General features: G+C 36.9%; 9 protein-coding genes. 5 read left to right on the forward strand and 4 right to left on the reverse strand.

Annotation, left to right across the window (positions count from 1 at the left end; genetic code table 11):
• Positions 1–78: 78 nt before the first annotated feature.
• Together CJF42_RS01900 and CJF42_RS01905 are read right to left on the reverse strand one after the other, a co-directional pair.
• On the reverse strand, positions 79–3,444 hold the full coding sequence (locus tag CJF42_RS01900; protein WP_095365049.1) for a M1 family aminopeptidase: 3,366 nt from the start codon (positions 3,442–3,444) through the stop codon (positions 79–81).
• Positions 3,434–4,360 (reverse strand): ABC transporter ATP-binding protein, encoded by a 927-nt coding sequence (locus CJF42_RS01905; RefSeq protein WP_095365122.1) that lies wholly within the window; start codon positions 4,358–4,360, stop codon positions 3,434–3,436. The genes CJF42_RS01900 and CJF42_RS01905 overlap by 11 nt, the downstream gene beginning before the upstream one ends.
• Before the next feature lie 395 nt (positions 4,361–4,755).
• On the opposite strand from CJF42_RS01905, the gene CJF42_RS01910 reads away from it, so the two are divergent.
• The 5 genes from CJF42_RS01910 (at position 4,756) to CJF42_RS01930 (ending at position 10,476) form a co-directional block, all read left to right on the forward strand.
• Entirely contained in the window at positions 4,756–6,018 is a 1,263-nt protein-coding gene (locus CJF42_RS01910) for a sensor histidine kinase (RefSeq protein WP_095365050.1), read from the forward strand.
• A gap of 82 nt (positions 6,019–6,100) precedes the next feature.
• Positions 6,101–6,811 carry a LytR/AlgR family response regulator transcription factor gene (locus CJF42_RS01915; RefSeq protein WP_170940434.1) on the forward strand — a complete coding sequence of 237 codons (711 nt, stop codon included), beginning with the start codon at positions 6,101–6,103 and terminating at the stop codon, positions 6,809–6,811.
• 703 nt (positions 6,812–7,514) lie between these two features.
• Positions 7,515–7,802, forward strand: coding sequence for a type II toxin-antitoxin system ParD family antitoxin (locus tag CJF42_RS01920; protein WP_095365052.1), 288 nt, complete (start codon positions 7,515–7,517; stop codon positions 7,800–7,802).
• Entirely contained in the window at positions 7,789–8,079 is a 291-nt protein-coding gene (locus CJF42_RS01925) for a type II toxin-antitoxin system RelE/ParE family toxin (RefSeq protein ID WP_252097500.1), read from the forward strand. The genes CJF42_RS01920 and CJF42_RS01925 overlap by 14 nt, the downstream gene beginning before the upstream one ends.
• A 24-nt stretch (positions 8,080–8,103) precedes the next feature.
• Entirely contained in the window at positions 8,104–10,476 is a 2,373-nt protein-coding gene (locus tag CJF42_RS01930) for a TOTE conflict system archaeo-eukaryotic primase domain-containing protein (protein WP_095365054.1), read from the forward strand.
• A gap of 397 nt (positions 10,477–10,873) precedes the next feature.
• Here the strand turns inward: CJF42_RS01930 and CJF42_RS01935 are convergent, their stop codons facing one another.
• Positions 10,874–13,078, reverse strand: a complete 2,205-nt coding sequence (locus CJF42_RS01935; protein ID WP_141235459.1) for a TonB-dependent receptor — start codon at positions 13,076–13,078, stop codon at positions 10,874–10,876.
• A 101-nt stretch (positions 13,079–13,179) separates the two neighbouring features.
• Positions 13,180–14,151, reverse strand: coding sequence for a helix-turn-helix transcriptional regulator (locus CJF42_RS01940; protein WP_170940435.1), 972 nt, complete (start codon positions 14,149–14,151; stop codon positions 13,180–13,182).
• Positions 14,152–14,974 lie beyond the last annotated feature (823 nt).

Here is a 14,974-nt window from a genome sequence, read left to right on the forward strand (position 1 = left end):
CAGGTAGGCTAGATGGTGTAGAGCGTTTTCTCTCATTTGAATTCAGGCTAAAATGTGATCCAAATTTTTGTCTATCTGCTAAGTTGCGTCTTTTTTACTGATGAGTGTTTGCAAATCAAATACTTGTGTCAGCCAATACTTAATAGACTCTTTTTTATCAGCTGGTGTCTGCTTCAGAATCAAAGCGAGCATCTCATCAAATGTCGCTTCAGTTCCTGCAACATTTCTCTCAATTAGAGTGCGTAACGCCTTATGCAGCTTTTCTTTGCTTATTTGATTTTGAATGGATTTGAAAACAACAGGACCTTTGCCATAAAAGAGGTAGTTTTCATTTTGACTTTCACTGAGTGGCACTTCTTTTTTACTCGCATAAGAGCGGCCTGATAAGTAGCGCCTGAAGTTGTAGGCCATCAATTCATCTGCCATTTCCTGCGACTCTGCAATCGCTAAAATCTCAGCTTCAAGATACTTAGTAATAGACTCATGAATGACTTTTTGCCCCTTTCCTTCTCTGGCTGCAAGCTTTTCACCAAACCATTGATGTACAACTTCATGAATGGTATTCCTTACCACGTTGTTGATATTGACTTTTCCTTTAGGGTTTTGGGTAAACAGAGATTCATTCAAAGCAACGACACCGGCACTGGCACGTCCGCCGAACGGTGCTTGTTTAGTGGTTTCAATCAGCTTTAAACTATCATAGGGATAGTCACCGAACTCGGCTTGCATATATTTCATGGTTAATTTAGTGGCTCTTACCATTTCCAAAATATTTCCATCATGGTTTTTATGGTAGTAAATATCTATGGGAAGCTTTCCATAATGGAAGCTTTGTTTTTCGTACTTTGCAAAAAAATAACTCACCATAGAGAATACTGGCTGATTGATTTCATATTGATGGAAACTTCGATTATTCTCCAGGCCTTGCAGGGATAACTTGCCAATGGTGAGAGCATTCATGCCTTTTGCAGTCACTAATTTTGTTTTGAATGTACGGCGCACGGTATTGGTCTGTTGGCTCAATTTTCTATCGCTAGCGGTTAACAACTCTAACCCGCGCTTTTTTCTTTGAAAATCGCTTTGTATTTCTATGGCGCTGACATAGCCTATTGCAGGTTCAATCTGTCCTTGATGTAGGTAGCTTCCATTGGCCTTTATATTGCCATTAATATCAAATGGTGTTGATTTCACTGTCATGTAGTATGACAGCTCTCGTACCTCAGTTTGCTCCATTGGATTAGTCAATTCATATTCAAAGACATGCCAATAACCGGTACTCATTTGTTTAATTAATTGGGCACCTGCTATTTTGGGCGCTGACATTGTTCTCATCGAAGTAAGTAATACTCGCTTGATAGATTCAGCGCTATTATTTTTGATGGTTGAAGTCGCTTTGATCTGGATTGAATTATCCGATGGGTAATGTTCAATCACCGAGTAGGTATGTACGACTTCAGGTTGGATAATATTTTGGTAGTGTTTGTATGACTGCTCATATTGTTGAGAAGTATCAAGTTGGGCCTGTTCTGATCTGTCTTGCTTTGTATCAGGTAATTGAATTTGTATCGACCATGAGCTGATTAAGATCCCAACAAATGCGGAAGTGTATAACAGTTTATTTTTACCGCCATTAATCGCACTTGAAAGTGATGAACTGCGCTCATCATTTCGTTGATTAAGGGTAAAGGCAAAGAGTGAAATAATAACGGCAAATAAGCCCCAGTAGAGTGTTAGCCATTGAGCTGACTCACCAACTAAACCGTAACCATCAAACTCACTATAACTGCGTAATACATCGGGAATTTGATTAAATAAAACCAAAGGGTTTTGCACGCCCATACTGACGAAGATGCTCGGCAGGGCAATAATCAATAATCCACTCAATAACATCGCTAAATATTTATTTGAAATGCGTGAGTGTAATACCGCCAATTGAATGAAAAAAACGGTGCAAGCTTTTATGCACACAGGTAATACTAAATAGATAAACATTGAAAAATAGACAAAGAGATCAACTAAGTGGCTTGCATTGAATAGTTGATATAACCCAGCTATTACCATTAGAACCAATAGCATAATGCAGGGAATGATAAACAGTGAAAGTAATTTAGCACTGTCTAATGTTAGGTTGGCGACAGGTGTTGCTTCAATCAGCCCCGTCATTTTTACCGCATTGGCTCGCCATAATTTGTCTGAGCAAAAATAGATAACAAAAAATAGTGCTAAGCCTGAAAATGCTTCAGCGCAATGTGAAATTAAATGGGCTGTTGTGGCAAGTTGGTCAACCATTTCCGCTTGAACAAATGTTTTGTCAACCATCGAAATTCCGACTAGAACCATTGCTGACCAAAGAAACATCGCGACCTTAAAAGCATTATCTTTCAGTAACGATTTAACTTCAAAGTGAGTATTAAAAAGAATAATACTTAATCGTTTATGAACGTTTTTTTTGTTTTTGATCGATAAGTTTTTTCTTGATAAGAGACTCGCGCTATATGCATTTTTTAATTTGATTTGACTTTTTTTAGAACTTATTTTTTTAGAGTAACCTTCTTTATGCGCCTTATCGATTTTTTTTTGACCAACCTTTGGCTGCTTATTTCGACAAATAGCGTAAACATATATCGCTCCACATAACCATAGAATTCGATTGGCTAATAGCCAGCCAGAAAGTTCTGTGCCTTGTTGGTTTTTTGCTTCTGCCGACAATAAAGCGGTTTGCTCAAAAAAAGCCGCCGCACCAAAAGGATCAACCAATGAGGCAATGATCAGTGTTGACTCTCTGGCAGATACAGGGGTGCCAGTAATTGGCGCGCCAATGATAAGAATAGAAAATATAAATAAAATAATAAGGAGTAGCGCGGCGGTGTAAACAAAAAAAGTATTCTGAAAGCGAATACTGATAGCAGACAGTATTAACGATATGATAATGCCATTGGGGATCACAAAAATCAGCCAGGGTTTGATGTAATTGAAAAAATTGAAAGCAGCAATTTTATCTTCGCCGATTTCATCAACCAGATTGGGGGAAAGCAAACCAAGCGCCATGCCAATGGTGATAAGTGATATAATAGTAATGGCAAGTCCAACCACCGATAGCAATTGCGCTTGTCGTTGTTTAGCACTCTTTAAATGTCCAACCAGATGAAAAAAGCCGCTTTCATTATCTCGCATAAATGCGTTAATACATAAAAAACTAATAACGATCACCGAGAGGCAACTGGTTAACGAAATAAAATAACTTAACCGATAAGGTGAATTTGATTGAAGCAGTGACATACCTTCGCCCAAGTGCTCAATCGTAATCAAAACACCATAAGCGGCCAAAATGACTGCCAATACCCAAAAAGAAATTTGCCTAGTTTGATAACGTAATTCGAATAATGACAGGAAGGAAAAGCTTCCGCCGATATTACGAGATGTCATGTGAGCCTCATTTTTCATTTAGACTCTCCTTCTGCAGCTTTCCGTTGAGACTAGCTACATTGATATTTGTGGCATTGAGATCTGTAGTGTTAAGTGTATCAAAATAAGCATCTTCCAAATCCGCTGAAACGCTGCTGAACCCCGCCTCTGGAGCCGTTAAGCTTTTTACTCTAACCTTAAATTGTCCCTCTTGTGTGCGAACCGATAGTACATTATATTTTTCATTAATGGCATTCAGCTCATCTTGTTGCACTGACTTGTACCAAATTTGGCCATTAACCTTCTCTAGTGCTTGTGTTGGTGTACCACTAAAGAGAATGCTACCTTGATTCATGATGGCCATTTGGGGACATAAATTATTAACGTCTTCAACGATGTGGGTTGATAAAATAACAATCATTTTATCGGCGAGCTGGCACAATAAATTATGCAGGTTTTGTCTCTCCAATGGGTCAAGACCTGCGGTGGGTTCATCAATCACTAAAATTCGTGGAGAACCAAGTAGTGCTTGAGCAATACCAAATCGCTGACGCATACCACCAGAGTAATCGGCAACTGCTCGTTTTTTCTCTTGGGAAAGGTTGGTTAACTCAAGTAAGTGATTAATTTGGTTACAACGCGTTTTTTTGTCTGTAATACCTTTTAGGACAGCGATATAGTCAAGCAAATCAACCGCATTAAATTTAGGATAAACGCCAAATTCCTGTGGTAAATAACCAAGCTCTTGACGAATAAAGCTCGGTTGCTGCTTGATATCGAGACCATTAAATAAAATGTGGCCTTCATCAACATTCTGTAATGTTGCGATGCTTCGCATTAAACTTGATTTGCCTGCGCCATTTGGTCCTAACAAACCGAACATGCCATTGCCTATTTCTAAATTTACTTGGTTGAGTGCTCTGACACCGTTGGCATAAGTTTTTTGGATTTGCATTATTTGTAGGCAGTTATGATCTGCTGTGATAGGGTTTTCTCTGGCAAGTTTGGCAGTAGTTTGCTCTCTATTTGGTACGCTGTTCATTTGGTTTCACCAAGGGGGGTTACTGAAAGTTGATAGAGCAGTTATAAATGGAGCTGTGGAATACTGAGAAGTTATTTTTTTGTTTATATGACGAAGTGAACCCAACTCAAGACCAAGTAATAGAAAATAAGGCTGTCCTTGATTACCCTGATAATTGAACGGTTCATATAGAAAAAGCGGGTGTTGGTATAAAACAAAGCATTTTGTTTGGATCTTCAGGTGTTACGCGGTATGGTTACAAACTTTAAAACACCGAGGCTCACACCACTAATAATCCTCGTACTTAGCAGGACTTTAGTAAGAAATTTATGTTAACGAACCATGAAAACATAACGGCTATGCTCGGTCTTATAGTCTCACTTATCAAAAAAAACGGCATCTCACTGCTAGTGAGTGTGTTGGTAGTTTTATCTCTATTCAAGCTGTTTGATACATTACAACCCATTGGTGACCACACAGCATCGGTTCAAAAAGAAAATATTTTTGTTCCGATAGTTTATCTCTTTTTCTATTACATTTTATTTTTGCTTCTTGTTCTCTCGGCAATTTATAAAAAAAATGCTATCGGGTATTTTTCAAAAACTCTGAAATGGGTGACATGTCATCGATTTGCTATTTCGTTTGTTATCGCTTTAGGCATGTTGCCAGTGTTTTCAGAAACGCACTATATTGCATGGATAAACAATCTCTCTATTGCGCTAATTTATGCGCTACTGCTACTGAATGTTGTCCAAATAGCACAAAAGAAACTTCATCCCTTTCGGCTTAATAAAACAAATCAAAGGTTTTATCTTGTGTATGCGCTATTTGTCACCGTACTGTTTTTGTTTATCCCAACCGTTGAAGACATCGACCCCTACGGTACTCGCTTTCAATTACAAATTTTGTGTTTTCTGATGTTAGGTCACTTGGCATTTAGTTGGTTATTTGGTCAGTGGCAGTTGCTAAAAGAACTTAATAATCAGAAAACAGAAGCCGAATTAATGCATTTAAAAAGTCAGGTCAATCCTCACTTTTTTTTCAATACGCTAAATAGCCTATATGGTTTAACTTTAGAGAAGTCAGATATTGCGCCGAGCATCATTTTAAAACTGTCTGAAATCATGCGTTACTCAATATATCAAGCCGAGAAAGAACGTGTGCCTTTGCAATCTGAACTCACCTACTTGAACAACTTTATTCAATTACAACAATTACGTTTTGTACAAAGAGTTGAAGTAGAGACTTCTATTGATGTCGATAATGTTAATCAAGCGATAGCGCCATTGTTGTTGATCAACTTACTCGAGAATGCTTACAAGCATGGCGTTGAATCAATGAGCGAAAAATCATGGATCAACCTAAGCATTACACTCGATTCTGGTTCATTCACTTTTCATCTCAGTAATAATATATCAGCTGATAAAGAGGAAGTAATCAAGGCCGTTCCAGCCAAGGAAGATTCGGGCTTAGGTTTGCGAAACTTGACTAAACGATTGGAGTTGATTTACCCACAAAAGCATCAACTCACAATTTCAAATCATAATGAGGTGTTTGATGTAAGTTTGTGCATTCAACTCGACGAAATTTAGTTATTAGTCAACTTAATATGCGGTTAGAAGTAAAAGAAATGACACAGTGAGTATGGAGTAAATAATGAGAAAATATAGGGTGATGATCGTTGACGATGAACCCATCGCACAGCGTATTATTCAAGATCATTGTAGCCACTTAGCTAATTTAACGGTTGTTAATCAAAGTCAAAATGCACTGGAAGCCATGGCATTTTTAAATGAAAATAGCGTAGATATAATTTTCCTTGATCTTAATATGCCTAAGCTGCATGGGTTTGATATGCTCAAAGCGATACAGGTGGAAGCGCAAGTTATTGTTACCACAGCTTATTCAGAATATGCCTTAGATGGATACGCACATGGCATTTGCGATTACCTGATGAAACCCATATCCATGGAACATTTTGTGGCAGCCATCAATAAAGCGATTAAAAGCGTTGAGATTAATAGGCTATCTAAACCTGATAATCAATATGAGCAACTATCTGTACTAGCGCAGATTGATGATAAAACGATATTTATCAAAGCAGATAAAATGCATCATCAAGTGGCACTTAAAGATATTCTTTTTATTGAGGCTTGTGGAAATTACTGTGCGGTTCAATTAGTTGATAAGAAGTTAATGGCTTATCAAAAAATATCTTCTTTTGAAGAAGAACTACCGTCAGAACAATTTATCCGAATTCATAAATCATATCTGTGTTCGGTTAGCAAGATTGAAAGAATTGCTAACAAATCACTTTTTGTAGAACAATATGAATTAGCCATTGGCCAGTCTTTTCGAGAAAAAGTATTCAAATTGGTAAAGTAAGAATTTTGTATTGCAATTATTTTTAATATCGCGTTTAGCTACACTCAGTTGATATTTATTCGTTTTTGGAATATTAGCATCTTTGTTTTTATTGTTGAATAACAAAAATCATTAAGATTAAACCAGTAGATGGCAAGAACACTCGCCCATGTTAGTAAATACATCAGAATCTTTATATGCTTTTAATCTTTTCATTTTAATAATGTTAACGTATATGTAAAAATTATATTTAACTTAATGAAACAATGATACTTCATTACTAATCAATGGGTTAGCTTAAGTGTTGAGTTCGTAGGGGTATAAAGTGGGGTACTATCACTAACTCCCACTCAACTAATCCAATAAAAACAAACAGGTAAGTCTTATATGGGCGGCATGATGTAGTTTTTATTACATAGCTCTTACTTATCAATAAAAGCCCGAATAGAAATATTCGGGCTTTTTTAAATTTCATGAATTTTCATCATTTTAGGGGTATAAAGTGGGGTACCAATAAACCCTCCCATATGGTTATCACTTTAAAAACAGAGTGATAAGTCATAAATGGAATGCATAGCATGGATTTTCGTTGTTTTAATGCCTCAATAAAACTGAAGTTCTAATCTCAATATTTTCTTTTTATTTTGATACTCAACTTTTTCAAACTTGAATTATGTGCATATCACGCGCATAATGTGATCAATGAATGGTTGGAGTGCTAATTATGAATATTACTTTAGGTAAAGAGTTCGAACGAAGAATTACTGAAAAAGTGTCTGATGGTTTATATACCTCAGCAAGTGAAGTGATCCGTGATGGATTAAGAATGTTATTTGAGAAAGACGTTGCTAAAAACCAGCAACTTGAAATATTACGAGAAGAAGTAGCGAAGGGTTTTGAACAGCTAGCTGCTGGTGATTCATCAACGCACAGTGTGATGGATATATTTGAACAAGTTTCCCGCTCAGTAGATAGTAAACCTGCAAGCAAAGATACAAATGTCGAGCTATAGGTTATCTCCTCTAGCCGAAGAGGATTTATTTAAAATAATCTCAATAACTATTGAGTCTTGGGGAAGTGCACAGGCAAAGGTGTATGCTCAAACTATCGATGCAGTCTTATTGAAGTTAGCTCAATACCCTGACTTTGGCAGGGAAAGAAATGATGTTTATAATGGCGCTAAAAGTTTTCCTGTAGAAAAACATATTGTGTTCTACCAAGTTAGTGATGACGGTATTGATGTTGCTCGTATTCTTCATCAGCGCATGGATCCCTCAAAGCAGTTTTAATCATATTTTGGTAAGGTTATCATCATGCCTGAAAACCATATTAATAAACTTGCTAAACTAGATGCTCGTCTTCAATTATTAAATGAAGAGCGGCTTGCTTTGCTTAATGATCGTCAAGCGTTAATAACTGAACATGAAGCTGAATTAGCTCAAAACTTCAATCTACACGCCTCTCCCGAATCTAAAATTGACCTTTTTCTTTCATATTTTAAAGGCCGAAACGATGTTTACCCATTTAGATGGGAATCAAAAAACGGTAGAAGTGGTTATTCACCTGCTTGTTGGAATGAATGGCAGCCCAAGATTTGTAACAAACCAAAAATTAGCTGTACTGAATGTAAAAATCAGAACTTTAAAGTACCTGATAATCAAGCCGTTTATGGACATTTGAAAGGTATTAAAACCATCGGCATCTATCCTCTATTAAGTGATAATTCAACGTATTTACTTGCGGCTGATTTTGATAAAAAGGATTGGTTTGAAGCTACATCTGCGTTTGCAACGACTTGCGACTCGTTAAGTATTCCCTATCTATTAGAACGTTCAAGAAGTGGTAACGGTGGCCATATATGGATCTTTTTTTCAGAAGCTATAGCTGCTAGTGATGCCAGACGATTAGGCAATGGTTTACTTCGTAAAACAATGGAGTTATACCCGTTATTATCCTTTGATTGCTTCGATAGGCTATTTCCTAATCAAGATATTATGCCAGAGGGCGGCTTTGGTAACCTGATTGCTTTACCACTACAGTTAGAGCCAAGAAAATATAATAATAGTGTTTTCATTAATAATGAAGGCGTGCCTTATAATGATCAGTGGTCAATACTGGCTGCTACTCGAAAAGTGACTAAACCGCAGCTTCAATCAACGCTGAATCAGCTAAATTCTTATATTGAAATAACGCCAGAAGACATTGAAAATAACGAACCATGGAAGAAACTTAATGGCAATGAAATCATTAAGATCAACGAATGCCCACAGAAGGTCACATTGACTCTAGCTGATCAGTTATATGTTCCAATTGCTAATTTACCCGGAAAATTAACCTCTAAGTTGAAGCATTGCGCAGTATTTTCTAATCCTGAATTTTACAAACGACAAGCGTTACGTTTATCAACCATTGGCACTAGTCGATATATTTGTGCTGCGCATATAGAAAATGGTTATTTAACCTTACCTAGAGGTTGTTTAACCGAAGTTACTCGCATCATATCAGGCCAAACAATAGAGATTGAATACATCGATAAACGATTTGAAGGTAGCCAACTAGAAAAAATTAAGTTCAAAGGTAAATTAAAAAGCCAACAGAAGAAAGCTGTTGATGCATTATTTTCACAAACCAATGGTGTTTTTGTTGCGTCAACGGGCTTCGGTAAAACAGTTACTGGATTGGCGCTTGTCGCTAAGAGAAAGGTAAATACTTTAATCTTGGTTCATAACCGACAATTGGCGGAACAATGGCTTGAACGGATAAAGGTCTTCTTAATTAATGTGGAAGTAGGCTCATTGTTGGGAGGGAAGGATAAATTAACTTATGAAGTTGATGTTGCTACATATCAAAGTTTAGTAAGTCGTAATGGGATAGACATTAAACCTGCCATTGAAAAATATGGGCAAATATTAATAGATGAATGCCACCACTTGCCTGCATCAAACTATGAGTGTTTGATAAAGTCAGTAAATGCTAAATATATCCACGGATTTACAGCGACACCTAAACGCCAAGATGGTTTAGAAAAATTAATGCACTTCCAAATAGGCTCTGTTGTTTATAAGGCAGCAAGCACCACCAATAGTTTTGAACAACATGTGAAGGTGATTAAGACTGATACTAGTTTCCCATCAGAATGGTTAATCCCTGAAACTAAACCACATATATCTCAAGTTTATAAACACTTAGTTTGTGACCAAGCTAGAAATGAAATAATCGTTAACAGCATAGAGCTATCGGTGAATAACAATAGATCTGTAATGGTACTTACTGAAAGAAAAGAGCATATTGAATTACTTGCTAAGATGATGACTGCTAAGGGAATAAAGGTTGTTGAACTGCATGGCGGTATTTCTGCCAAACAAAGGCGAGAACGAATCACCCTGTTATCTAGTCAACCAAGTAATGGTGAAGCTATTGTTATTTTGGCAACAGGAAAATATGTAGGTGAAGGTTTTGATTTACCACATTTAGATACTTTATTTATAACGCTACCGATAGCTTGGAAAGGCATTTTAGCGCAATACGCTGGGCGCATTCAGCGAGAATGGAGTAGTAAAACTGTTATTCAAGTTTACGACTTTATTGATGATTTCCCGACATTACAGCGTATGTGGAAGAAACGTGAAAAAGGTTATAAAGCGCTAGGGTATGAATTTAATGAACAGAAAATGTTAGAGTTTTGATTTTTAAGTCAATTATTAAAAATAATTTTTACAAACATGAAACAACGATGTTTCATTACTTTTCAAAGGTTAACTCAAGCATCTGAACTTTAGGGGTATGAAGTGGGGTGTCAGCACGATCTCCCATTTAACAAGTTTAATAAAAACAATTAGATAATAGCTTAATGGGCGGCATGAAGTAATAGATTTTAAATCTATTACTTAGCTCTTACTTATCAATAAAAGCCCGAATAGAAATATTCGGGCTTTTATTTTTATTAATAATAAACTGACTAATCTTCTAGTTAAATTAGCCCTTACATTATTGTAACGATCAACTCAATTTAAAGACTTGCTTGGGTACTTTTCAGTAATTTCATCTCATACCTGCAATAACACATTTGTTAATTGTTTTTGTTTAGAAATCGACTTCCACTGATAGACCTAAACGACGTGGTTTAGCTGGACTAGAAAAATACAAACCTTCTGTTGGGAAAGTGAAGTCTGCAAAGGCCTGTCCGGTAAAGTAATACTCATTCAGTAGATTATCGGCAAAAAGTGTTATTCGGTAGTTATCTAGAGTCCAGCTGATATTGGCATCAACAACTTCGTAGCTTTTTTGCGTTACTTTATTATCGAGATCTAGATACATATCGCCATAGGCTGACAGTTGTAAGTGAGCCTGCCAATTGTCTGTAAAGTGATAATTTACACTTACATTGGCACTGCTCTTAGGCATCATAATTGAGCTGTTGCCAGAAAAGCCTTTACCATAAGCGAGTTCAAAATTTTTGTACTCGCTGTCGGTATAGCCAATACTACCATGTACACTTAAATTTATTGCTGGTTGCCATTTGAATTCAGCTTCCAGACCTTTGGCATTGAGTTCTGCTGCATTTATCACCACAGAAGTTGAAACCGCTTTGCCTGATGTATCACGTAAAAAGTTCATTTCTTGCCAGTTCTCAGCATAAGATGAGAAGATTGATATGCTCCAGTATAAGTCGTTATTTTGAGTTAACCCTTTAAAGCCCATTTCGTAATTCCAAATGGTTTCTGGTTTAAACTTTACGCCGTTTTTACGCGATTCTTCATCAGTAAAGGCATCGTCATTAAATCCACCGGGTTGCCAGCCCTTGGCTGCAGACATATATCCATTAATTTGTTCATTAAATTGGTAAGCTAACGCGAGTTTTGGCAAAAATTCATTATAGCTGCCTGACTCGTCTAGTTGAGGAAATACAGCAGTTACCTGACCACCAAGAATGAAAGCACTATTACTGGCTCTGAAAGATTCGCGTTTTGCCCGCTCATATCGTCCGCCTAGCGTCAGTATCCAGTTATTATCAAACTCAATATTACTGCTTGCAAAAATTGCAATGTCCGTACTGCTTTCTTCCAATGGGACTAATGAAATGAAGTCAGTCGCGTCGCCAATAATATCCTTGTAGCCAACAATAAACTCTCGTTTACCTCTGTATGCGCTAATACCTGTTACCCATGAAATACCATTTTTTTCAGGTGAAAGTAAGCGTATTTCCTGAAACAGTTGATCTCTTCTATCGTCACCACCTGTGTTGATAAAAGGTAAGCTGGTCAATTCAAATTGTGCCCCCCAGCCATAGGACTCTTTGTTCAGCATACTGGTTACAGAAACTAAACTTAAGTGATCCCAGTCATAATTGATTTTAAAGTTCAGGGAGCGCTCGTTCTCATCATAAACACGAATGTCATCCATATGATATTCATGCTGACTAGCTATGGGGTTAGCATTGATTTGAGCAATGCCAAACATTTGCTCAAATACCGGATTTGATTGAGCAAATACCTGGTTGTAGAGTTCAGCATTCATCGGAATATAGGTTTGCTCATAAATGCCGTTTGCGCGATTAAATTCTCCGGCATATTGCAAGCTCATGCTTAATCGCTCAGTCGGATAATAATTTAGAGTTGCTAATATTGCTGAATTTTCAATATCACCTTTATTGTTAGTTGAAGGATCAATGTTTTGTGTATAAGTGTCACCTTGCTCTCGACTTACAGTAACACGGGCAGACCATTGTTCATTAATGTGACTAGCTACGTTAAAGCGAGTATTTTGTCTACTACCATTAGTATAGTGTTCAGTACTAATTTCACCTTTAGCCGTTAGATCAGTGTCTGGCATTTTTGTGTTAATTACAATCACTCCTCCTTCTGTATTAGCTCCATATAGTGTGCCTTGCGGACCCCGTAAAACTTCAATCTGACTCACGCCCATTAATAACTTGTCATTCACGGTGCGATAAGGAATATCGTCAATATAAACAGTTACACGATTTTCGCTCAGTGGATTAGCACCTATACCCCTAATACTAATAAATTGTGCTCCTACCTCACCTAGTTGGCTGAATTTCAGGTTGGGTACAAAGTGTTCTATATCTGTCAGTCGCTCAATTCTGGCTTGATTGATTTGCTGACTATCGATAACACTCACTGATGCAGGGACCTGCATCAACTCAGACTGCATTTTACTGCCTTTAACTGTGATTTTCTCGATCTCCTGCTCTGTATCAGTATTGGCTAATGAAAAAGTAGCGAGTAACAAAGAACATAAAGGAATAGGTATTAGGTAGCATTTCAAAGGAGTCTCTCTTGTAATTCATAAAAGAATATATGGTAAAAGAGCGGCTAATAAAAGACGCTTGTTGGACGGAGAAATACCTTTGTTTGTCGGAGTTTTTGTTATTCTTGTTTGGCAGTGTTTAACAATTGCCTTTGATAATCTCGGGGGCTTAATCCATACGCTTTTTTAAATGCGACGGCAAAGTGGCTACTACTGGTGTATCCAACATCCAGCGAAACTTTAGATATAGAATAACATTGATAGGAGAGTAACTCTTTTGCTCGTTTTAGCCTGATTTTTCGTAAATAAGAAAAAACCGTCTCTTGATATATTTCCTTAAAGCCATATTTGAGTTTGTTATCATTAATACCTATGTATCTAGCTAGTGATAATAAATTAGGTGGAGACTGGTAATTTTCTCTTATGAACTGTTCTGCTTGGATAATTCTGGCAACATCCTCAGCTTTACGTAATGAACTCGTGGTGACGTTAAATTTTTCAAGTTTTTGAAATTTTTCCAACTGCAGTGACCATAACTCCAGCGCTTTAGCTGATAGCAGGTGATGGTTCACGGTATTATTTAATACACTTTGATAAACAGTACTAGCAAGCAGTTTAGTTTGAGAAGAGTATTTTCCAAAATTATATAATCCAGACCAATATCTATCATTGATTATAGCCAATCCCAAAGAGCGACCGCACTGCGTTAACCAATCATGTGAAAGGTGCATGGTTAAGTATTTGTGATTTATGCCTTTTGCAAAGCGAGAAGCACCATAACGGCAAACAGATTGAAAGCGTTGAAAGCAAGATTCATCTTCTGAAACCATTATTTTCACATCATCAGCAATGCACTCAACTTTGCCTTCAAGACACAGGGTGAAACCTAGCCCTGAATGCTTTATATCTTGTTCAAATATTTCAATATCATATTTAGGTGTAAAGCTCATGGTGACTAGGCTAGAGCCTGATATTAACGGAGAAATTTGGATCCAGCCCTGACCATAGTCTGGATTGATTTGATAATGTTGTCTCCCAACGTCCTGTTTTACTTGTTGGCTAATATCTCTACTTTGATGCGACTGATGCAAAAGTTTCGCGCCAGTTAAAAATTTAGTGAAGCTAATGTGTCTTATGGACATAATCACAAATGAGAACTATTACTTTTCTTTATTGTATAATAATGGAATTTAATTTTTTGTTCAACCAAAGTGGGACATGACCCGATTAAAATGAACACATCTTTTAGCAACGTTTTAAGCCTTTTTGGTGCATTTAACCGTTACAAGCTGTTATTTGTGTGGTTATGTTAGATGATATCTTGTTTCGCACTTTGTACACTTTTAGCTCTGTCATGTAAGTCTATCAAGGCTTAGTCCAAACACCATTAATAATGCTTTTAATTGCAATAAATGCATCAATGACACATGAGTCGTGCCTACTGACTCACAAGATCGTCTGGCTTTTCTATTCGTAAGCAAATCAAGGTTAGCGGCCACTGCCTTATGAATTCTGCATCTTGAAATAGTTTGGGTATATAATGACTAGAAAGCTAGGACGTGAATAGATAGATATACTGGAATATGGATTAGCTATGCTTTTTGCTTTAATACAATAAAATCTTATTAGCAATGCTATCGATTGCTTTGTTCCAATGGTACCGCGCATTTTTATGAAAGATGGTTAATTTATTAAAGCTCTAAAGGATATATTAATCGACTTGTCCTACGGGAGTTAGTATAGAAAATGACTACGGCGTTATGATTCATAATTAACGAGTACCATGAATTACAAATCATGCCTTGTACTCCTATCCAAGCTCTGAAACCTTCATTTCTCAGTAGCAAGGGTATAACTAAATATTTTTTAGTATTCTTTTTTATTGCTATAAAATGATCATTTTAGATATCCTTC

The organism is Pseudoalteromonas sp. NBT06-2 (assembly GCF_002276045.1).
Taxonomy (GTDB): Bacteria; Pseudomonadota; Gammaproteobacteria; order Enterobacterales; family Alteromonadaceae; genus Pseudoalteromonas.

Bases quoted from the DNA above. Each gene is read 5' to 3' on its own strand.
- CJF42_RS01900 (WP_095365049.1), bottom strand. From the start codon at position 3,444: ATGAAAAATGAGGCTCACATGACATCTCGTAATATCGGCGGAAGCTTT.
- CJF42_RS01905 (WP_095365122.1), bottom strand. From the start codon at position 4,360: ATGCAAATCCAAAAAACTTATGCCAACGGTGTCAGAGCACTCAACCAA.
- CJF42_RS01910 (WP_095365050.1), top strand. From the start codon at position 4,756: ATGTTAACGAACCATGAAAACATAACGGCTATGCTCGGTCTTATAGTC.
- CJF42_RS01915 (WP_170940434.1), top strand. From the start codon at position 6,101: ATGATCGTTGACGATGAACCCATCGCACAGCGTATTATTCAAGATCAT.
- CJF42_RS01920 (WP_095365052.1), top strand. From the start codon at position 7,515: ATGAATATTACTTTAGGTAAAGAGTTCGAACGAAGAATTACTGAAAAA.
- CJF42_RS01925 (WP_252097500.1), top strand. From the start codon at position 7,789: ATGTCGAGCTATAGGTTATCTCCTCTAGCCGAAGAGGATTTATTTAAA.
- CJF42_RS01930 (WP_095365054.1), top strand. From the start codon at position 8,104: ATGCCTGAAAACCATATTAATAAACTTGCTAAACTAGATGCTCGTCTT.